This is a genomic window from Chitinophaga oryziterrae, from assembly GCF_009758125.1.
GTDB lineage: Bacteria > Bacteroidota > Bacteroidia > Chitinophagales > Chitinophagaceae > Chitinophaga > Chitinophaga oryziterrae.
Genome location: NZ_WRXO01000011.1, coordinates 310,758 through 331,299 on the forward strand (window position 1 = coordinate 310,758; position 20,542 = coordinate 331,299).

Below are 20,542 nucleotides of genomic sequence, written 5' to 3' on the forward strand. Positions count from 1 at the left end.
ACATGTTAATTTAGAATTTTCATTTTTTCGACGGAGAAAAATCCATCATCAATCGGTTTGTTATATAAAATATTTTTATAGATCATTTCTGTTTTCTGTCCTTTTTTATCGGCGGGGATCATCTCAAAACGGGTTGGAATGATGCGGTCATTCATAAATTTTATATCATAGCTATTCATCGTATTGATAAGCTGGCCGTCTTCGTCATAAAAACGACTGTGTATTTCAAGAAAATCCTTCTTATCGATACATAATATTACTTTACTCCATACTACCGCAGCGGTTGGTTTCGGTATCATGCGGATGATATAGCAACTCCAGTTTCCGATAACAGTGTCCCCAATAATGCTGTGAGCATAATCTTCCACAATTGAGGACTCCTTGATCAGATCGTCATTTGTAAAATCTGTTCCCATCCAGCTTTGGCTCATCATGGATGGAGGGAGTTTGATATTGCGTTCGAGTGTTGGCATCCAGTTCCATACTTCTTTTTTCCTTTTCAGGAATACAATACCTTTGTCTTTGGCAGGTGATGTAATCTGGATCATTGTCTGGTTATTCCCCTTCATCCATATTTTGCATTGCATTTCCCGTGTCCATGTCGGGCGGATAGTTTTAATGATCATTTCTGCCTGCATAGTATTCCCACGCATCTTTTCATCAGCTTTCTGCACAATTTCTTTAGCACTCTGTGAAAAAGATCTTAAAAAAGACAGAATGAAAAATATGGGAATTACTATTCTCATGCGTGTCAATTATCTTTAATTTAAAAATAGATGAATCAAATGTCATTTACGCTGATGTGCATCACACTAAATAATGACCTTTGTCATTATTGAACGAGGTTGTGACCATACCTCTTCTCCATGATCCTGTAAGCCGATATGGCCGGCACTGACAGTCCCGAAACCTGGCATGTTCCTGAACTTACTGCTGGCAATCAGTTGTTTCCATTTGTTGTCCCACAGTGTGGTGGTGATAATATCGGCGCCGTTCAGCTTAAGGTCCAGCTTCCCTTCATTACTGATGATCTCCCACAAGCTTGTCTTCCTGCTTAAAAGCAGCAGTGCCCATGCGCAGATCAAATTGCTCTCCGAAAGGAAAATATGGTTTTTCCCGCTTTTAAGATTTCTGTAAGCTGGCAGTATAAATCTACTATCATTATACATCGAAATGAATGACTTGGGCAATGATACCCATCAACGGAACCGGTGACCGGCATCATTTGCCGGAATCGGCCTATTTGCGTCCTTTATAATGGTCGATTAATTTCGGTCGCATATTCAAGGCGGTAACGGGTGGTATAGCGTTTTATGCAAGCTGGAGTGACGTGGGCAGTACCATACTGTGAGTAGATATAGATCAGGAACCGGAAATCTCCAAATAATATGGTGTAGGTTCCGTTCCGTCGAATGGTATAATACTGGCGCACGAAATAAAGGAACATAGCTTAATAAGGCATTTTATTGCAGAAAAATTATGTTATCGATATGCCGATTACAAAAGCAAAATATTTTATAGATGAATTGACCGACTGGGAAAGGACGATTGCATTCTATGCAGGAGAGATTGATCTTCTTACGTCCAGACTGCATGAGGTGATCAGGCGAAATTCAATTCCGAACATTGCCCAACAGGTGGAAATACAACAAAGCGGCCTCGACCGGGTTTCTGAAAAATTTTCGCACCTGCAGGTTCTGCTTACGGAACAAAAAACCTCACTGAAAACCGACAGTATACTGATCGATGATTCGGTTATCAATGACAAAATCGAAACGAAGCAACAGGATTTACGACAGGGTATGTTGAAGGCAGAAAAAGAATGCATCGAAGCCAGGAGTAATTGCCAGTATTTCCTTTCGGAAATATTCAAAAACAATAGCGAATAATGAAAAACGGAACCATACTGATCCCTCTTGCTGTAAGCCCCAATCTGAATGACTACGATTCGTTTTGCCAATCCTTCAGTTGGCAGGAAGAAAAGCAATCGCTGGACGGCTTGCGGGAAGGAAAAGGGCTCAACATAGCATATGAAGCAGTTGAAAGACATGCCGCGGGCGAACTGAAAGATACCATTGCATTGAGATGCATAGGAAAAGACAGAACTTGCAGGGATTTTACTTATAATAATTTACACAAGCTCAGTTCGCGGTTTGCCAATATACTTACCACCCTGGGTGTTCAAAAGGGTGAAAGGGTTTTTGTATTGGCCGGGCGTATGCCGGAATTGTACATTGCCGCACTGGGCACTTTGAAAAGAGCCGCTGTTTTTTGCCCATTGTTTTCTGTTTTTGGCCCCGAGCCGGTTTTTCAGCGATTGAGCAAAGGCGATGCAAAAGTGCTGGTAACTACCAAATCGCTGTTTGAGAAAAAAGTGCGGCAGCTGCTCGAAAAATTGCCATCGCTTCAATTTATTCTTTTGATCGACGAAGAAGCTTATGTTAGCGAAAAGGTGCGTTCGCTGCCACGAATGATGGAAGAAGCGTATGACGAATTTTCTATTCCTGCTACCAGCCCGGAAGATCCCGCCTTATTACATTTTACCAGCGGCACCACCGGAATGCCCAAAGGCGCATTGCATGTGCATGAAGCGGTGCTGATGCACTATATGACTGGAAAATATGTGCTGGATTTTCATAAAGGCGACGTGTTTTGGTGCACAGCGGATCCCGGTTGGGTTACGGGCACTTCGTATGGTATTATTGCGCCATTGGTAAACGGCGTGACCAATATTGTGGATGAAGAAGAATTTGATGCGGAGCGGTGGTATTCAATCCTTGAAGACCAAAAGGTGAATATCTGGTATACAGCGCCAACGGCCATCCGCAGGCTGATGCGAATGAATATAGAACCCAAAAAGAAATTTCATCTCGAACATCTGCGATTGATTTGCAGTGTCGGCGAACCCCTTCATGCCGAAGCCGTACTATGGGGCAAAAAAGCTTTCGGTATGCCCATACTCGACAACTGGTGGCAAACCGAAACGGGAGGTATAATGATAGCCAACTACCTTTCTTTGAAAGTAAAACCAGGTAGTATGGGCAAACCTTTGCCCGGCATTGAGGCTGGCATAGCGGAAATAAACGACCGGGAACTAAAAATAACCTCACAGCCTGAACAACAAGGTCACCTCGTCATTAAAAAAGGGTGGCCTTCCATGTTTCATGCCTACCTCCACGAAGAAGAACGGTACAACAAATGTTTTCGGGGCGACTGGTATATCACCGGCGACCTGGCAAAGAAAGATGCGGACGGCTATTATTGGTTCGTAGGGCGTGCCGATGATATAATCAAGACTTCTGGCCATATGGTAGGGCCTTTTGAAGTGGAAGCGGTATTGATGGATCATCCGGCGGTTGCCGAAGCGGCAGTAATCGGCAAGCCGGAGCCAGTTATCGGAGAATTGGTGAAGGCATTCGTCGTGTTGAAGAGCGGGTTTATACCCGATGAAGCAACTCAAATGGACATAATGGGTCATGCAAGAAAATATTTGGGAGCAGCAGTGGCACCAAAAGAAATTGCGTTTACAGAAAACTTACCCAAAACGAAAAGCGGAAAAATATTGAGGCGTTTACTGAAGGCCCGTGAGCTGGGGTTACCGGAAGGTGACCTGTCAACGCTTGAACGGGGATGAACGAGTGATAACATTAATTAAAATGGAAAATTCATTAGATAAACTTCATGGAACGGACCTGTTGTACCGGATGATGCTGATACGAAGGTTCGAAGAGAAAAGCGCTGAACTGTACACCAAAGAAAAAATCAGGGGATTTCTCCATCTGTACATTGGTGAAGAGGCAGTTGCCGTAGGTGTAATGCAGTGCCTGAAAGCTGAAGACAATATACTCAGCACCTATCGCGAGCACGGTCATGCGCTGGCAAGAGGTGTGGATGCGGGAAGCATTATGGCGGAGATGTATGGTAAACAGGAGGGTTGCAGCCACGGTCGCGGCGGTTCCATGCATTTGTTCGATATAAAGAAAAACTTTTACGGCGGCAATGCCATAGTGGGTGGCCACCTCGGAATGGCGGTGGGAATGGCGCTTGCTGCCAGGAAACAACAACAGAACAGCATCATCTGTTGTTTTTTCGGCGAAGGGGCTGCCGCAGAAGGTGAATTTCACGAAGCCATGAACCTCGCTTCCCTCTGGAGCGTACCTGTTTTGTTTGTTTGTGAAAATAACCTGTATGCGATGGGCACCGCCATCCGTTTTTCGCACGCGGTAACTGAATTGGAAAAGAAAGGCCCGGGTTATGGGATAGAAACAGCTGTGGTAGACGGCATGGATGTGCTGGCAGTTGAAGAAGCCGCAAAAAAAGCTACGGAAATGATCAGGGCAACAGGAAGACCTTTTTTTCTCGTATGCAATACCTATCGCTTTCGCGCACACAGCATGTTCGATGCGGAACTGTACCGTGATAAGGCGGAAGTTGATGAATGGAAAAAACGCGACCCCATAACCCGCCTGCAAAAAAGTTTGGTCGGGCTTAATATTATTACCAACGAAGATATAGAGGAGCTAAACGGGAAAATCGAAACGGAAGTACAAAATGCAGTTGATTTTGCGGAGGCAGGGACCTGGGAGCCCGTGGAAGAACTGAAAAAATTTGTCTACACGTAAAACTAATTAACATGGCAACTTTTGTTCATTTCGATATCAGCGCCGAAAACCTGGAAAGAGCAAAAAGTTTTTATGAAACGCTGTTTGGCTGGAAGATCAAATCGATGCCCGGCTTTCCCGATTATTATGAAATTGAAACCGCCGGACTTGACGGCGGCGCCGGTCTGGGTGGAGGCATTTCCAAAAGAGCGGATGCCGAACTAAAACAGATCATCGATTTTGTGGGCGTTGCCTCAATCGACGAGACTATTGGACAACTTTCCAGGTTGGGTGGCAAGGTGATCAGGGCGAAACAGGTCGTGCCGGGTTATGGGTATCTCGCCGTTTGCGCCGATACCGAAGAAAATTTAATTGGCTTATTTCAGGAAGACAAAAATGTGCGATAGTACGATGGATGCGCTCATTAAAAATACGACTATTACATACCGGGAAGCTATCAAACAAGCTATTCGCGAAGCTATGCAGAAAGATGAAAAAGTATTTCTGATGGGTGAGGATGTGGGGCGTTATGGCGGCGCTTTTGCCGTGAGTAAGGGTTTGCTGCAGGAATTCGGTCCCGATCGCATTATGGACGTGCCTTTATCAGAGTCGGGGTTTGTGGGTGCCGGCATCGGTGCGGCATTGAAAGGTATGCGTCCTATTGTTGAAATAATGACCGTAAATTTCGGCCTGTTGGCCATGGACCAGGTGGTGAATAATGCGGCTACTTTACTACACATGTCGGGTGGACAATTGAATGTGCCATTGGTGATCAGGATCAGTTGCGGCATAGGAAGACAGTTGGCGGCCCAACATTCGCACAGTTGGGAGCCTTTGTATGCGCATATCCCCGGGCTGAAGGTTTTATCGGCAGGAACACATGAAGATGCTAGACATATGTTGCAGCCTGCATTGAACAGCCCCGATCCTGTCATTATCTTTGAATATACATTTCTGTTGAATGCGGAAGGCGAGGTGTCTGAAGATGCAGGCATGGTAGATATTACAAAAGCAAAGGTGAGGCGTCAGGGAAAGGATATTTCAATCATAACTTATGGCGCAGGTGTATATAAAGCACTTGAAGCGGCCACCGTACTGGCGGCTGAAGGCATCGACGCAGAGGTTGTTGATCTTCGGGTGCTGCGTCCCCTGGACAATGAAACTGTTTTTGATTCCGTCAGAAAAACACATCGTGCGTTACTGGTGGAGGAAGCCTGGGGCGCTGTTAATGTATCATCGGAAGTTTGCGCCCGTATTATGGAAAATATTTTTTATGAGCTGGATGCACCGGTCATGCGGTTAGGCGGGCAGGAGGTGCCCATACCATACCCGAAACATTTAGAAAATGCATCTGTCCCGCAGAAGGAAGATATCATAAACGCGATAAAAAAAATTATGTTGCATGATTGAATTCACGATGCCAAGTCTGGGCGCCGACATGGAGGCGGGTACTTTGATGGAGTGGCTTGTAAAGCCCGGCGACCATGTAAAGCGCGGCGATATCATTGCAACAGTGGATACGCAAAAAGGGTTGATAGATATTGAAGTTTTTGATACCGGCATTGTCAATGCCCTGCTGATCAAAGTAAATGAAAAAGTACCTGTGGGCACGAAAATGGCGTTGATCGCAACAGATAAAGAAGCGCCTGTACCAATACAAAAGCAACCACCCGGCGTTGAACGCCGCATCAGGGCAACACCGCTGGCAAAAAAGATGGCTGCGGACAAAGGTATTGATCTTTCGACAATCAAAGGAACCGGTGAAGGTGGTGCAATCACTCACGTTGATGTAGAGAAAGTGATTTCCGGAAAGATCCCGCCGGAAGTGCACGAAGAAGAAGAGAAAACGGGCGCGGCGGAAAACATACGCATGGCGGTGGCCGCAGCCATGAGTAAGTCGAACCGCGAAATTCCGCATTACTATTTAGATGTTAAGGTAGATATGAGCAAGGCTCTTGCCTGGCTAACAGAAGCCAATAAGCAACGAACGGTGAAGCTGCGCTTATTGCCAGTTGTGTTGTTGGTAAAAGCTGTTGCAAAAGCGCTGAAAGAAGTGCCGGATCTGAATGGCTATTGGGAAAATGGATTATCGGAAAAACAGGAAATCAATATCGGGTTTGTCGTTTCGTTGCGCAAGGGTGGAGTAATGATCCCCGCCATTCATGATGCGGACAAAAAAAACGTGGATGAGCTGATGACTTCGCTGAATGATATTATTCCAAGGGCGAGGGCCATGAAATTAAGAAGCTCAGAGTTGAGCGAGTCCACCTTTACCATTTCCAGCCTTGGCGAAGGAAATGCCGATACCGTGTACGGGGTCATTTATCCCCCGCAGGTGGCACTGGCAGGTTTTGGAAGTATTACCGAACAGCCCTGGGCCGAATCGGGAATGCTGGATGTACGGCCCGTGATGAACATCACGCTATCGGCCGATCACCGTGCAACAGATGGAGCAACCGGCAGCCGTTTTTTAATGATAGTAAAAAAATTCCTGGAAAACCCCGAATTGCTTGTTCAATAAAATTAGTCACGCATGACAGAAGAGGAAATAAAACAGGTTTTATTTCGCCTGTTAAAAAAAATAGCCCCGGAAACCGAACCGGAAAAGTTAAAGCCGGATGATGATATCAGGCGTACACTGGAAATAGATTCTTTCGACGCCCTTCAATTTGTAGTCGCATTGGATGAACATTTCGGCATTGAAACACCTGAAGCGGATTATGGAAAGATCGCCACGTTGAAAGGCCTGATCAGCTATATCATCCAAAAAAGGAAATGAGTTATTGCCCATTTTTTCAACAAGGGTGCGACCGCAAGGCGATAGAATGTAATCCCGTTTGCAATATAGTGCCTCGGCTTATGCAATTGGATATAAGGCCAAAAAGCAGAATACAAATGGTGCAGAACCCAATAAAGAATCAAAGCGGTCCAGGATGCCACCATGACCCGGCAACATATTTCCCGAGTCTTTCACCCCGAGGCTTCTTTTCATCATAGATTTGATCAAATCGCCAAATGTTCCGGCAATCACAATTATAATACCCATTCCTATCCAAGTGGACTCATCCACACTTGTAAAATATAAAGAAGTAATATATGCAACCAATAGTGATGCTACCAGTGAGCCAATGCTTCCTTCTACAGTTTTTTTTGGTGAAATCCGCTTAAAAAGTTTATGTCTTCCGAAAGTCTTTCCTGCCACGTAGGCACATGAATCGCCTGCCCATAAAATGAAGAAATACCCAAGTGGTATTTGAAATTCATAAGACCACTGGCTACCCCGGTTAAAGGCAATGCTTATAAAAAAGCAAAGCGGTATAGTGATGAATATAATGCCCAGGAAAGTAAATGCCAGGTTGTGAAACGGCGCATTCGACCTTGAATATAACTCTATTATGAAAATACTGAAGGCTACAGGAATGTTTATCAGCATAATTTTCCACCCGCTGACATTTGTCAAAAACAATGTTAAGGATACAAGCAAACTAAAAGACAAGGCCACACCCGCTATTACCCTGGGTGTTTGGGTGGACGAACGAAACAATCGATAAAATTCCAGCAGCGCAAGCAAGTTGATAAGTGTTATCAATAAAATGAAGCTTACAGCATGGATTCGGATCGATAATGTAATGGCAAATACCAATAGCACTCCCGTATATATCCTTTTTGACAGCTCAGTCATAACCTTACCTCCTCTACCTGCAAATTTATCTCCTGCATCTCTCGGGATGTGATAAAATTCTTCATTGAAACCGCATAAACGGCGGCATTGTGTGAGGCTGCTGAAAAGTCGATGGCCGCAAGAATCGTATTCATAGATTTTTTCTTTCAAAGCTACCAATTGCCAACCCGTATTTCAATGATGGCCGTCACAGTATTGCATGACCATTTCTTGCCTGGGATGGCAGCCGAAAGCAGTTTGAATCGCCTTAAAACGGATTATATTGACATTTACATGCCTCATTATGATGATGGACTGACCCCGATTGAAGAAATCGCCCGGGGTCTTGAAGACCTGGTTAAAAGCGGAAAGTTGATAACCGGGGTTTTTCATATCTTGACGTACCTAAATGCTTTGATCAAATAACAAATAATAACAGCCGCCAATACTTTTCCGTTGGCGGTCATTGTAGAGTAACACCAGACAGGAATAAAAAACCGTAGATTATGACAACTGAAAACGCTCTTCATAACGACCTTAAAATTGTGAAAGAATTGGTTTATGACAAATGTGGTTTCCACTTGACAGATCTAAAACTGAATTCAGAAAGTGTAGAATACGGTGCTTGTTCGTTTAAACTTAATGGACAGACAATTGAACATAGGGTTTCTAAAATTACACCGACAAAAACAGGGCAATTTGTGACTATCTGGGAACGAAACAAGGATGGAATAACAGAACCCTTTGACATTTTTGACGACATTGATTTTGTCGTAATAACATCAAAAATTGGCGACAACATTGGACAATTTATTCTTCCAAAATCAGTTTTGGCCGACAAAGGAATTATCTCTCAAAACGGAAAAGATGGAAAAAGAGGAATTCGGGTTTATCCACCGTGGGACACTGTAACTAACAGACAAGCAGAAAAAACTCAAAGTTGGCAGACTGAATACTTTTTGACAATTAAAAGCGACAACTCTACCGATCTTGACTTGACAAGAAAATTATTTAGCAAAAAAAAATAACAGACAAAAAAACGAACCGCCAAAATCGGTTTGGCAATAATGGGGCGACGTGCAAAATTCAACAATATTAATTCTACTGAGCAAAACATGCTTCTCAAATTCAACAGCCATGGATTTTTCATTCAAACTAAGATCAAAACATACATGAACGCAGAAAGTCGCGATTAATCGCGACTTTCTGTTCTGTGACCCCGTCTGGATTCAAACCAGAAACCTTCTGATCCGTAGTCAGATGCTCTATTCAGTTGAGCTACGGAGCCATTCCCCTAAATTGGGACTGCAAATCTAGAATAAATATTTTTAATTATCAAAATCTGACATGTAGATTTAACTATCTATGAAAGGATTTTGCGGCAGGAGGTAGTTATGCAAATTTAAAAAGGGCCTCAAACTTTACAGTTTAAGACCCTTTTAGTGACCTCGTCTGGATTCAAACCAGAAACCTTTTGATTCGTAGTCAAATGCTCTATTCAGTTGAGCTACGAAGCCATTCCCGTGATTGGGATTGCAAAAGTATGAAAAAAATCATAATCTCCAAATATTTTTTAAAAATACCGGCAAAATAAAATCCCTATTTTCGCAAAAACGCCACCCGTGAAAATTCAACTGTGGAGCATCGGGAAAGATAATGATCCCTACATAAAAGATGGAATTGCCATCTTTCAGAAACGCCTGCAACATTATGTAGACTTCGACCTGAAATTAATACCTACTGTTAAACAGGCTGCCAGCCTGTCCATACCGGAACTTAAAAAACAGGAAGCCAGGCTGATCCTGGACATGCTGCAGCCTCAGGACTACCTGGTAGCCCTGGACGAATACGGGAAAATGCTGAATACCATTCAACTGTCGGAATTTATACAGCAAAGGGCCAATGCTGGTGTCAGACAGGTCATTATATTGATAGGCGGTGCCTTTGGTATTGATAACAGTCTGTTGGATAGAGCCCAGCTTAAATTATCCCTCTCTCCCCTCACCTTCCCCCATCAACTGGTAAGGCTGATCATGACAGAGCAGTTATACCGGGCCTATACAGTACTCAACAGGGAAAAATATCATCATCAGTGAAATGAATTACATTTACAATACTAAATAGTAGACTGGAATGGAACACATGACTTTAAGCTTAGCAATCATTATCATCACATGCCTTATATCCATCACTACCTTTAACAGGCCGGATAAGATGGATGAATTGAGTATGTGGCCTTACATGGTAAAAGAAAAGAAACAGTTTTACCGCTTTTTTACTTCAGGACTGGTACATGCCGATTATATGCATCTCGGCTTCAACATGTTGACCCTCTATTTCTTCGGCCGTTATATCGAATCCGCTTTTCTGCAACTCTTCGATTCGAAGTTATACTACCTCGGGTTTTATCTGCTGGCATTAGTCATATCTGATATCCCAACCTACTTTAAATATAAGAACGATTATAACTATCGTACTATTGGCGCTTCCGGTGCAGTGTCCGCTGTGGTATTTGCCTTTATCTTATTCAATCCCTGGCAGCGTATCGGTGTTTTCTTTATACCTATGCCTGCTATCGTTTACGGATTCATTTACCTCGGTTATACTATCTATATGGCCAGACGCGGACAAGGTTCCGGTATCAACCACGATGCACATTTATGGGGCGCCTTGTTTGGGATTACCTTCCCGCTCATTTTTGAACCAAGAATAGGACCTTACTTCCTGGATCAGCTGTTACATCATTACAGATAAATGCGGTTTGCTTTTTGTGTGAGTATAATTTTCAAATATACTTTCACAGGCAAAATGCGGCACTCCATGAGGTTTAACACAGCTAAAATCTTACAGAAGGCGACAAAGCAAATCCTTGAATTGTGGATGAAGAATCAATTAGTGGATTTTTCTCTACGGGAAGATCTTATGTCCAGTGGTATTTCTCCCCGCGAAACCGGCATGTTATGATATTAACAAGAGAGAATTTATCAAATATGGATAAGGTAGTGAAGATATTATTAGCTGACGATGATCTGGAAGATCGTTTCATAATGCAGGATGCATTTAACGCCATTAAGTTGCCCAATGTTCCCTTTTTTGTGGAAGATGGTGAGAAAGTACTGGAACATCTGGCCGCACAAATGCATAGTGATGAAGGAACATTGCCTTCGCTGGTAGTACTGGACCTGAATATGCCCCGCTTAAGCGGTAGAGAAACTTTAAGAGAATTAAAGAATATAGCTCATTATAAAGATATCCCGGTGATTATCTTTTCATCATCTCTGAATGAAATAGAAATGCATGAATGCAGACAACTGGGCGCCCTTTCATATATGGTAAAACCATTTACTTATGAAGAATACCTGTTATCTGCACAGCACTTCTATGATTTCTGTTTATCCAGGCATTCATTTCCCGAATTTAACAGCCTGATGGATAGTTTTAAATAGCGCTCCATTCAAGCAGTAACATATCCTTTGTAGAATCTGTAATCTTAAAACGGTCGTCGATACGCATCCCTATTACCCACACTATCCGTTTACCGGATTCAAGTACCCATATCTTTTCCTTCTGCAACAAAGACAGCTTCTGATCTATAAAGAATCTGCTCACCTTTTTCTTCTTGCGCATTCCTAACGGATAGAAATAGTCGCCCTGTTTCCATCTTCTCAATAACAACGGATATTGTACAGTATGCTTATCCAGACAGGCAATATTGGCAGCTGTAGGAATAACCGTTTTGCTTACTTCTTTTATTTTAAGGTGGCCGTCCGTGGTAACAACATGTGTACGTTCCTTTTCAATGACGATAAGGGGCGCTTCCTGTTCTGCCAGTGTAGTAATAAGTAGCCATTGCCTGTCGCGTATAATGCGGTGGCTAGCTGTTTCTACCAGACGTCCTGAGGTACTGTGCAGTAGTTCCAGTACCTGTGGTAATTGTGCAGAGCTACATCCGAAATCACGGAATATTTCCCAGGCAATGGTATGCAATGGAACGGTCTTTTGCAAACGCAGGACTGCTATCATCCAGGTATTTCCCTTTTGTGATAAGAGTCTTTTTTTATGACGGATTACAGACTGGCTATACAGTTCTTCCGCTTCCCGGAAACGTTCTATACCCGCTGCTATATTATTAACTACTCCTGGATAAGCTTCCTGCATAACAGGGATGATCTGGTGCCGGAAGAAATTACGGGTGTATTTGATCGTTATATTGGAGCTGTCCTCTACATAGGAGATGTTGTGCTCAGTCGCATAAGCCAGCAAATCCTTTTTCTGTGTAAACAGCAGTGGCCGCACCAGCGTGGTTTGCCTGGGCAGGATGCCATGTAAACCCGAAATACCGGTACCCTTGCAGATATTCATCAGCACCGTTTCTACATTATCCTGCATATGATGTGCGGTAGCAATATACGCGCATCCGGAAGCTTTACGGGTAGTCTCAAGCCACTCGTAGCGTAGTTCCCGGGCAGCCACCTGTATGGACACACGCTTCTCCGTAGCGTAATCAGCTGTATCAAAGCGGACACTGAAAAATGGCACCCCGAGTGTAGCCGCCAGCGTAGTCACGAACGATTCATCCCGTACAGATTCATCCCCGCGCAACTGGAAATTACAGTGGGCAATAGCAAAAGGTAAGCCCGCCTGTTTAAAAAGATGGGCCATTACCACAGAATCAACACCCCCACTGGTGGCTAATAATATTTTTTGATCAGGAGAGAACAAATTCTCTTTCTGTATGTATGTGGTCAATCCAGTCAGTAAATCCATTGTTGCAGATTAAATAAGGTCATCCAGGGCCGTCTGTAATTCATTGTATGCATGTTTCTCTCCTGCAGCTTTTGCCATTTCCATGCCTTTTTCATAGACCTTGATAGCCTGTGCAGTATCCCCTGCCCTTTCCAGCAGTTTGCCCAGCTGATAATAAGAACCTACATATCCCGGCTCATGTGCCAGCAGTTCTTCAAATAACTGACGAGCGTCATGATCGTTGTTCAATTTAATGTATTCCAGCGCCAGCGCATGCTTCAGAAAGCTATCCTCAGGGCTGTCTTTAAGAATTTCCTTTATCCTGGCTATCCTATCCATTATTTAAATATATTTGCCCATTCCCGTTTTAAATAACTAAACAGTTTAGGCCATGAAGATTTTAGTATGTATCAGTAAAACTCCGGACACAACTGCAAAAATAGCTTTCACAGACAACAACACGAAATTCAATGAGGCGGGTGTGCAATTCATCATCAACCCCTACGATGAATGGTATGCCCTGGTAAGGGCACTGGAGCTTAAAGAAACCCTTGGAGCCACGGTACATCTTATTACAGCAGGAGGTGCGGATACTGAACCCATTATCCGTAAGGCGCTTGCATTGGGTGGAGATGAGGCCTTCCGTATCAATACGGATAGCCAGGACAGCTACTTTATTGCAGCGCAGATAGCCGCTCACGCTAAGCAACAGGACTACGACCTTATACTCACCGGTAAAGAAACCATCGACTATAACGGATCTGCCATTGGTGGTATGGTAGCAGAACTGCTTGATCAGCCATTTATATCGATTGCAGCGAAGCTGGAACTGAATGGTACAGAAGCAACCGTCAACCGTGAAATAGAAGGTGGTGAAGAAATATTAAAGGTAACACTGCCATTGGTAGTATCCTGCCAGAAAGGAATGGCAGAAGCCCGCATTCCCAATATGCGCGGAATCATGGCAGCACGTACTAAAACATTGACTGTAGTGGGACCTATAGCCGCAGATACATTGACCGCCATCGCCAGCTTTGAATTACCCGCCCCTAAAGCAGGTGTGAAAATGATAAGTGCTGATAATGTGGAAGAACTGGTAAAGCTATTGCACGAAGAGGCGAAGGTGTTTTAAATTTCTAAGAACTTAAATATTACACTAAACATGTCAGTTTTAATATTTGCAGATCAGGCACAAGGTAAAATTAAGAAAGTAGCTTTTGAAGCGATACAATATGGAGCAAAAGTCGCCGCTCAAACCGGTACTACTGCCACTGCACTGGTGCTTGGAGAGGTAGATGCCGCAGAATTGTCTGCACTTGGCAATTACGGTGTCACTAAAGTATTACATACGGCCGATAGCCGCCTGAATGAAGTGGAAAGTGGCGTATATACAAAGATTATTGCCGCTGCTGCAGAGCAGGAAGGCGCAGACATTATAGTATTCCCGCATAATTTTGACGGAAGGGCTGTTGCGCCCCGCGTAGCTGCCCGTTTAAAGGCCGGACTGGTATCCGGTGCTATTTCATTACCGGATACTGCTAATGGATTTGTGGTGAAGAAAAGTGTGTTCTCCGGTAAGGCATTCGCTAATATCAATATCACTGCGGTGAAAAAGGTAATCGCTGTAATGCCTAATACATTTCCGCTGGAAAAAACGGATGCCGCTGCAAGCGTAACGGCCTTCTCTCCTGCTATCAATGATGCGGATTTCAAAGTGAAAGTGAGCAGTGTGCAGACAGTTAGCGGAGATATTCCATTGACAGAAGCAGAGATTGTAGTAAGTGGCGGCCGCGGCCTTAAAGGCCCGGAAAACTGGGGGATGGTAGAGGACCTGGCCAAGGTGCTGGGTGCTGCAACGGCCTGTTCCCGCCCCGTGGCAGACTCCGGCTGGCGTCCGCATCATGAACACGTAGGTCAGACAGGCTTAACAGTGCGGCCAAACTTATACATAGCTATTGGTATTTCAGGCGCAATACAGCATCTTGCAGGTGTAAATGGTAGTAAGGTGATTGTTGTCATCAATAAAGATCCGGAAGCCCCATTCTTTAAAGCAGCAGATTATGGTATCGTGGGAGATGCTTTTGAGGTAGTTCCAAAACTGACAGCAGCCATAAAGCAACTCAAAAGCTAAGGCAAAAGCCTGTTGCTTTTGGTTTAAAGCATTAAGCTATTTTTAGATAAGGAATATTTTTTCTAACTTCACGTTCTTACAAAATATTCAGCGACAACGCAGGACAGATATGAGAAAAATAGAACTGGAAATAGTTGCTCTATCGCACAGCATTACGCAAACGCATTCTTACGCCGTGGTCTTAGGAGAGGTGAATGGATTACGGCGTTTGCCAATTGTTATTGGCGGATTTGAAGCGCAGGCTATTGCTGTAGCATTGGAGAAAATGCAACCCAGCCGCCCGCTTACACACGATCTGATGAAGAACTTCATGAATGCGTTCACCATTGAACTCCATGAAGTAGTTATCAGTAACCTGCAGGAGGGAATTTTTTATTCTAAATTGATTTGCTACAGTAACGAAGAAACTATAGAGATAGACTCGCGTACTTCCGATGCCCTGGCATTGGCAGTACGCTTTGGCTGTCCCATCTTCACGTATGAAAATATACTGAACAGCGCCGGCATCCTGCTGGATGACCCTGCCGGTAAAAAAACAGGTGTGAAACCATTAACACCTACTATTTCCGAGCATGAAAAGGGAGTTGAAGATGATTTGAAAGTACTGAACGTAGATGAATTGACCCAACTGTTACAGGAAGTGCTGGAACAGGAAGATTATATTCGTGCTATTGCTATCCGCGACGAAATCAACAGCCGGAAAAGCAGGTAACTCCCATGATCGTTTTTCCCAATTGTAAAATAAACCTGGGCCTGCACGTCATACGTAAACGCCCCGATGGATTTCACGACCTGGAAACCGTGTTTTACCCGTTACCACTGACAGATGCACTGGAAGTGATTACACCGGGGACACTCACATTTACAGGTAGTGGTATTCCCGTGCCCGGGAATACTGAAGACAATCTCTGTCTGAAAGCCTGGCATTTATTAAAACAAGACTTCCCCTCCTTACCGGAAGTCAATATTCACCTGCACAAACATATTCCAATAGGTGCCGGACTAGGTGGAGGCTCAGCAGATGCCGCCTTTATGTTGCAATTGCTGAATGATCGTTTTGAACTTTCTCTAACAGAAGGGCAACTGATAGCCTATGCAGCTAAACTGGGCAGCGACTGTGCTTTCTTTATTCCCAATAAACCCTGCTATGCTACTGGCCGTGGCGAAATCCTGGAACCTGTTTCGCTGAACCTGGACAACTGGTCATTGGTATTGGTATACCCGGGTATTCATGTAAATACAGGATGGGCATTCGGTCGCATCACGCCGAAAATACCGGCACAATCATTACGCGATACTATATTAACGCCTGTTGAAAGCTGGAAAGAGACCATCAGCAATGATTTTGAAGCCCCCGTTTTCAGTGCGCATCCGGAATTGGGACAGATCAAGGAAGAGTTATACGCTTATGGTGCTGTATACGCTACTATGAGCGGTAGCGGATCTGCGATGGTGGGTATTTTCCCTAAAAACAAGATAGCCGGTATTACATTCAACACCGGCCACAAAGTATTTATTCTCTGAGTTAGATGGCTTCTCTCCAATACACTTTAAAGTTCTTCCTGCAGAATAGAAACCGGTCCTGCTAATCCGGACTTTAGCAATTTGGAATGTTTGTCATAAAATTTATAAGTCGAAAATGTATACCTGCCGCTGGTCCTTGGTAATGTATTAAGCAGCCAGTCGGGCCACTGATCCTCATTCTTAATACCATCGTCGGGCATCTTTTCATCTCCAATAAGCCTGTTGGGCCACAGGTTAATCACTTCTATTTCCAGTTGATTATTTGTTTTTTGTACCACATCCGTGATGTCCACTTTCCATGGGGCTGTCCACAGAATACCGATGTCTTTTCCGTTAAGTTTTACCCTGGCCATATTATAGATCTCTCCAAGGTCAAGATAGATCTTTGAGGAATTACTCATTGCGGGGAGATCAAAAGTTTTACTATATATCGCTGTGCCGGAATAATACCTGATGCCATCCTCTGGTCTTAGTGTCCAGTCTTTCAGTTCGTCAAAGCGGACTTTTCCGGGGCCTCCCCATTTAGGATCGAAAGATACCTGCCAGGGACCAGTGAGTGTTTGAATAACAGTGTTAGCTGCAAAGTTTTTATTGACAGATGCGGACAGCGAGTCTTTCGTAAATACGATAAAATAACTTTGATATGCGTCAAATTTCAACGGCAGAGACGTAAGCTGGCCTGCTACAGTATACTCCGGCAACTTCGTGATACGGCCGGTAACAGCATCCCATAACTGTGCGTAGCCTTTGTTAGTCCTGAATGATGCAGTCGTTTGTACCTGTTGGTCCGTACGGTTAGATACAAAATAAATATCCTCTTCAGCGGTTGTACGATGCGTGTATCTGAGTTGACCGTTTGCACTGAAATCCTGTTCAATGCCCATATTACGAAGTATTTGAGCAGTAAGGTCGTATTCAGGATAAAGATCGTTGATCTGTTTACTTAACTCTCCTCCCCATATTATCTTTCCCTTACCAAAAGTGCGTATAGTCTGCTGTAGTGGCTCCTGCAAGCTATTCCAAAGTGCCTTTGCCATATTACTGATCTGCGTATCACAGGCTGGATAACCGGATAATCCCGGGGATTTCAATGGTGGAGCACCTATTACAGTAGCTCCGTCATGTACCAGTGAAGTTATTTTTTGCAGCAAAGCAGGTGTCATCGTTTTAACAGCAGGTAGCACCAGTAATTGATAACTGGCTCCGTGAGGGAATACTATTTTGCCATCTTTTACACTGGCCATATACAGCTGTCCCGGAGAGCAGCCATCAAAATTATATCCCTTTCTATCCGGTATTACAACATCCCCGTCCATGGCTGATGAAGGCGGACGAAACACATGTGGCGAGCCTTCTGGCGCCAGATATAACACATCAGCCACTGTCCTGCCCTGTTGTAAAATATACTGGCATCTTGAAATGTAATCATGATAAGCACCAACCAGCGGCCACCAGGTTTGATTCCTGTCCCAATGTACACCATAGGGCCCCATTGTAGCACCTGGCCTCAGTGAATCTGCCAGGAACTGGTTTTGAAAAGTGTGATAAACAAAACGGTTGATACCAGTAGCAAAGGCCCAGTCGCCCTGGTTTTTCATAGCACCCGGATATTGTTTCCATCCCTCATTATCCTGTGCGGTAAATGCTTCAGCAGGGATCAGGGATTTACCGTTCACATGTCCTATAGAAGTTGCTTCAATACAACTGAAGGAGGAATTAAAGCCCAGCCCCTTACTCCAGAATTCTGCCATAGGCAAATCCGCTACGGAACCAAGTTCCAGGTCGGCAGTAGGGTTCATATCATATGGCTCTATGGATAATTGCAATCCATTACGTTTACCATATGTTTTTACATGTTCAGCATGATTTTCGAGTACCAATTCCTGTGCGGTCTGACGCAGGTCCCACAAAAAACGCTCACTTATTTCTACACTCCCTGTCACGTTCCCTGCATAAACAGGGTAATAGGGCAGCGGGTCATATCCTCTCCTCTTTTTAAATTCTTCCCGGAAGCGGGGCGTCCAGTTCTGTGCGCCCATTTCCCAGCTATCGATATGTAATCTCTTTAAGCCACCTGCATCTGATGGATCAGGTTTACCTGTTTTACGAAGTAGCTTACCTACATAATTATCCAGGTGGGCATTGAGGGCAATAGTATCAAACTTATCAGCTTCAAAGCCTAAACCAGGTACTGGCGCAGGACGGGTAATGGCGCCATTGTTACGTCTACCCAGGCGCATGATGGTCCAGTTACCTTTAGGGGCTACCCAATTCAATTTACCATTCCCTTGTAGTTTCCCGGTGAGGTCAATGATTTTACGCGGGTCAATTATTGCTTCCCCGGGCAACTCATCATAAACGGCTACAGTTGGTAAAAACTGTTTTACTCCTTTTACAGATGAGTAAGGAGCGCGGTAAAATAGTGCTTTTTCATCGATATCAGTTATTTTAGATGATGCAGCAGATGGTGTAGGATAAGCCAGTACGGCTACATCTTCATAAAAATCATTCCATTGTTTTTTTAGCTCAGAAGTAAATGCGCCTTCGCCAAAGTAGGGTTGCTTGGGCGGAGGTACAGGCAATCTGATAGTCTTTTTTCTGCCACCATTGATAGTGATGGCACAGCTCACCAGCTGTTGCATAGACTGTGCCGGTGTTACCCATGGGCCACCGCTTCCGGTCCAGCCCGGGCCAATGCCCAGTGTAATCTCAATGCCTAAACGTTTTGCTTCTTTTACTGCGTGTGCAAACAAATCCTGCCATTCATCGCTTAGGAAATCAACCGGACCGCGGGGAATACCTACATTCACTTCCAGGAAAATAAGATTACCTATGCCTGCCTTTTTCATGGCTTCCAGATCAGCGGTTATAGACGCTGCGGACATATTGCCATCCATGAAATACCAGTAAACACCTGGCTTTGCAGTGTCTGGTGGATGAAGGAAGCCTTCTTTTAGTATGTTAATCTGCGCATAGCCAGTGTTAATCAAACAGGAAAAAAATATAAGACAACATATCAGGTTTCTATACATTACTCAGTATATAAAGGAAGTTCAAAATTCAAATTGTGAGAATGAACAAATTAATCATTTACCGGCATTCTATAGTTTCCATGACTTTCTTTTATATTCAACATCTAAACAGGCTGATAATAAAAAAGTCTGCAAATTTGATTTGCAGACTTCAATCAATATAATATTTTAAATCCTTTAGCAGCAGACAACAAAAAAAGTCCGCAAATTGAATTTGCAGACTTTTAAGCGATATATTTTTATCTTCCCGTAATTACTTAACGGAAGCGATAAGAGTCTTGAAAGTTTCAGGCTCATTCATAGCCAGGTCTGCCAATACCTTCCTGTTCAGGTCGATATTCTTGTCAGACAGCTTGTGAATAAACTGAGAATAGGTCAAACCTTCGGCTCTGGCAGCAGCGTTAATACGCGCGATCCACAGCTGGCGGTAATTTCTTTTCTTCAATTTACGGCCTACATAGCTATAGGTAAGACCTTTTTCTAAAACGTTTTTGGCTACGGTATAAACATTTTTCCTTTTACCGTAGAACCCTTTGGCCTGCTTTAATATTTTCTTCCTGCGGGCTCTGGAAGCTACTGCATTGACTGAACGAGGCATATAGTGCTTTTTTACTCAGGTTAATAATTAATTGTCCAACACCACATCTCTATCTGAGAGCAAGCATTCTTTTTACCAGGTCCAGGTTAGCGGAACTAACCAGGCTGCTACCTCTCAGGTGGCGCTTTCTTTTGGTACTCTTCTTAGTCAGCAAGTGACTTTTGAAAGCATTATACCGCTTAATCTGTCCGCTCCCGGTAACCTTAAAGGTCTTCTTCGCCCGGGAATGAGTCTTTACTTTGGGCATCT

Annotated in this window: 24 protein-coding genes and 2 tRNA genes; 16 read left to right on the forward strand and 10 right to left on the reverse strand. The window is 43.9% G+C overall.

All coding sequences use genetic code 11. The annotated features are described in order from the left end of the window. Window positions 1-5: 5 nt before the first annotated feature. Together GO495_RS28485 and GO495_RS32010 are read right to left on the reverse strand one after the other, a co-directional pair. Window positions 6-746, reverse strand: a complete 741-nt coding sequence (locus tag GO495_RS28485; RefSeq protein ID WP_157303349.1) for an outer membrane lipoprotein-sorting protein — start codon at window positions 744-746, stop codon at window positions 6-8. A 66-nt stretch (window positions 747-812) separates the two neighbouring features. Beyond that, window positions 813-1,169, reverse strand: coding sequence for a LamG domain-containing protein (locus GO495_RS32010; RefSeq protein ID WP_170302736.1), 357 nt, complete (start codon window positions 1,167-1,169; stop codon window positions 813-815). 321 nt (window positions 1,170-1,490) lie between these two features. Here GO495_RS32010 and GO495_RS28495 point away from each other — a divergent pair, with 321 nt between their 5' ends. The 7 genes from GO495_RS28495 to GO495_RS28525 are packed head-to-tail and all read left to right on the forward strand — an operon-like array spanning window position 1,491 to window position 7,380. Then, window positions 1,491-1,889 (forward strand): hypothetical protein, encoded by a 399-nt coding sequence (locus tag GO495_RS28495; protein ID WP_157303351.1) that lies wholly within the window; start codon window positions 1,491-1,493, stop codon window positions 1,887-1,889. Further along, entirely contained in the window at window positions 1,889-3,634 is a 1,746-nt protein-coding gene (gene acsA / locus GO495_RS28500; protein WP_157303352.1) for an acetate--CoA ligase, read from the forward strand. Before GO495_RS28495 ends, acsA begins: the two co-directional genes overlap by 1 nt. Before the next feature lie 22 nt (window positions 3,635-3,656). Then, window positions 3,657-4,622, forward strand: coding sequence for a pyruvate dehydrogenase (acetyl-transferring) E1 component subunit alpha (gene pdhA, locus GO495_RS28505; protein ID WP_157303353.1), 966 nt, complete (start codon window positions 3,657-3,659; stop codon window positions 4,620-4,622). An 11-nt stretch (window positions 4,623-4,633) separates the two neighbouring features. Next, on the forward strand, window positions 4,634-5,008 hold the full coding sequence (locus GO495_RS28510; RefSeq protein WP_157303354.1) for a VOC family protein: 375 nt from the start codon (window positions 4,634-4,636) through the stop codon (window positions 5,006-5,008). Between the two features lie 4 nt (window positions 5,009-5,012). Continuing rightward, window positions 5,013-6,011 carry an alpha-ketoacid dehydrogenase subunit beta gene (locus tag GO495_RS28515; protein ID WP_157303355.1) on the forward strand — a complete coding sequence of 333 codons (999 nt, stop codon included), beginning with the start codon at window positions 5,013-5,015 and terminating at the stop codon, window positions 6,009-6,011. Further along, window positions 6,004-7,122 (forward strand): dihydrolipoamide acetyltransferase family protein, encoded by a 1,119-nt coding sequence (locus GO495_RS28520; RefSeq protein ID WP_157303356.1) that lies wholly within the window; start codon window positions 6,004-6,006, stop codon window positions 7,120-7,122. Before GO495_RS28515 ends, GO495_RS28520 begins: the two co-directional genes overlap by 8 nt. A 12-nt stretch (window positions 7,123-7,134) precedes the next feature. Next, the gene (locus GO495_RS28525) at window positions 7,135-7,380 is read left to right on the forward strand and encodes an acyl carrier protein (protein ID WP_157303357.1); all 246 of its coding nucleotides are present in this window, start codon (window positions 7,135-7,137) and stop codon (window positions 7,378-7,380) included. Between the two features lie 78 nt (window positions 7,381-7,458). Here the strand turns inward: GO495_RS28525 and GO495_RS28530 are convergent, their stop codons facing one another. Beyond that, window positions 7,459-8,433 carry a phosphatidate cytidylyltransferase gene (locus GO495_RS28530; protein ID WP_240915359.1) on the reverse strand — a complete coding sequence of 325 codons (975 nt, stop codon included), beginning with the start codon at window positions 8,431-8,433 and terminating at the stop codon, window positions 7,459-7,461. Between the two features lie 27 nt (window positions 8,434-8,460). Here GO495_RS28530 and GO495_RS28535 point away from each other — a divergent pair, with 27 nt between their 5' ends. Next, window positions 8,461-8,688, forward strand: coding sequence for an aldo/keto reductase (locus GO495_RS28535; protein WP_240915360.1), 228 nt, complete (start codon window positions 8,461-8,463; stop codon window positions 8,686-8,688). A gap of 80 nt (window positions 8,689-8,768) precedes the next feature. Beyond that, window positions 8,769-9,290: a MepB family protein gene (locus GO495_RS28540; protein ID WP_157303359.1), complete on the forward strand. Its 522-nt coding sequence runs from the start codon at window positions 8,769-8,771 to the stop codon at window positions 9,288-9,290. A 186-nt stretch (window positions 9,291-9,476) separates the two neighbouring features. Here GO495_RS28540 and GO495_RS28545 read toward each other — a convergent pair. Together GO495_RS28545 and GO495_RS28550 are read right to left on the reverse strand one after the other, a co-directional pair. Beyond that, a tRNA-Arg gene (locus GO495_RS28545) sits at window positions 9,477-9,550 on the reverse strand. 155 nt (window positions 9,551-9,705) lie between these two features. Further along, window positions 9,706-9,779 (reverse strand) — tRNA-Arg (locus tag GO495_RS28550). 105 nt (window positions 9,780-9,884) lie between these two features. On the opposite strand from GO495_RS28550, the gene GO495_RS28555 reads away from it, so the two are divergent. The 3 genes from GO495_RS28555 (at window position 9,885) to GO495_RS28565 (ending at window position 11,708) form a co-directional block, all read left to right on the forward strand. Continuing rightward, window positions 9,885-10,358, forward strand: a complete 474-nt coding sequence (locus GO495_RS28555) for a 23S rRNA (pseudouridine(1915)-N(3))-methyltransferase RlmH (protein WP_338075480.1) — start codon at window positions 9,885-9,887, stop codon at window positions 10,356-10,358. 37 nt (window positions 10,359-10,395) lie between these two features. After that, window positions 10,396-11,016 (forward strand): rhomboid family intramembrane serine protease, encoded by a 621-nt coding sequence (locus GO495_RS28560; protein WP_240915361.1) that lies wholly within the window; start codon window positions 10,396-10,398, stop codon window positions 11,014-11,016. Between the two features lie 206 nt (window positions 11,017-11,222). Then, a complete protein-coding gene (locus GO495_RS28565) occupies window positions 11,223-11,708 on the forward strand; it encodes a response regulator (protein WP_157303360.1) in 486 nt (161 codons plus the stop codon). On the opposite strand, the gene tilS is transcribed toward GO495_RS28565, so the two are convergent. Together tilS and GO495_RS28575 are read right to left on the reverse strand one after the other, a co-directional pair. Then, window positions 11,701-13,029, reverse strand: a complete 1,329-nt coding sequence (gene tilS, locus GO495_RS28570; protein WP_157303361.1) for a tRNA lysidine(34) synthetase TilS — start codon at window positions 13,027-13,029, stop codon at window positions 11,701-11,703. The genes GO495_RS28565 and tilS overlap by 8 nt on opposite strands. Before the next feature lie 9 nt (window positions 13,030-13,038). After that, window positions 13,039-13,347 (reverse strand): tetratricopeptide repeat protein, encoded by a 309-nt coding sequence (locus GO495_RS28575; RefSeq protein ID WP_157303362.1) that lies wholly within the window; start codon window positions 13,345-13,347, stop codon window positions 13,039-13,041. A gap of 52 nt (window positions 13,348-13,399) precedes the next feature. Between GO495_RS28575 and GO495_RS28580 the strand changes: the two genes are divergently transcribed. The 4 genes from GO495_RS28580 (at window position 13,400) to ispE (ending at window position 16,663) form a co-directional block, all read left to right on the forward strand. Beyond that, a complete protein-coding gene (locus GO495_RS28580) occupies window positions 13,400-14,140 on the forward strand; it encodes an electron transfer flavoprotein subunit beta/FixA family protein (RefSeq protein WP_157303363.1) in 741 nt (246 codons plus the stop codon). Window positions 14,141-14,170: 30 nt separating this feature from the next. After that, entirely contained in the window at window positions 14,171-15,139 is a 969-nt protein-coding gene (locus GO495_RS28585) for an electron transfer flavoprotein subunit alpha/FixB family protein (RefSeq protein WP_157303364.1), read from the forward strand. A 109-nt stretch (window positions 15,140-15,248) separates the two neighbouring features. Continuing rightward, window positions 15,249-15,851 (forward strand): bifunctional nuclease family protein, encoded by a 603-nt coding sequence (locus GO495_RS28590; protein ID WP_157303365.1) that lies wholly within the window; start codon window positions 15,249-15,251, stop codon window positions 15,849-15,851. A 5-nt stretch (window positions 15,852-15,856) separates the two neighbouring features. Beyond that, entirely contained in the window at window positions 15,857-16,663 is an 807-nt protein-coding gene (gene ispE, locus GO495_RS28595; RefSeq protein WP_157303366.1) for a 4-(cytidine 5'-diphospho)-2-C-methyl-D-erythritol kinase, read from the forward strand. Window positions 16,664-16,689: 26 nt separating this feature from the next. Here the strand turns inward: ispE and GO495_RS28600 are convergent, their stop codons facing one another. The 3 genes from GO495_RS28600 to rpmI form a co-directional block, all read right to left on the reverse strand. Continuing rightward, complete coding sequence (locus GO495_RS28600; protein WP_240915362.1) at window positions 16,690-19,653, reverse strand: glycosyl hydrolase; 2,964 nt, start codon at window positions 19,651-19,653, stop codon at window positions 16,690-16,692. Window positions 19,654-19,948: 295 nt separating this feature from the next. Continuing rightward, on the reverse strand, window positions 19,949-20,293 hold the full coding sequence (gene rplT / locus GO495_RS28605; RefSeq protein ID WP_089788135.1) for a 50S ribosomal protein L20: 345 nt from the start codon (window positions 20,291-20,293) through the stop codon (window positions 19,949-19,951). A 49-nt stretch (window positions 20,294-20,342) separates the two neighbouring features. Further along, the gene (gene rpmI / locus GO495_RS28610) at window positions 20,343-20,540 is read right to left on the reverse strand and encodes a 50S ribosomal protein L35 (RefSeq protein ID WP_089788140.1); all 198 of its coding nucleotides are present in this window, start codon (window positions 20,538-20,540) and stop codon (window positions 20,343-20,345) included. Between the last annotated feature and the right edge of the window lie 2 nt (window positions 20,541-20,542).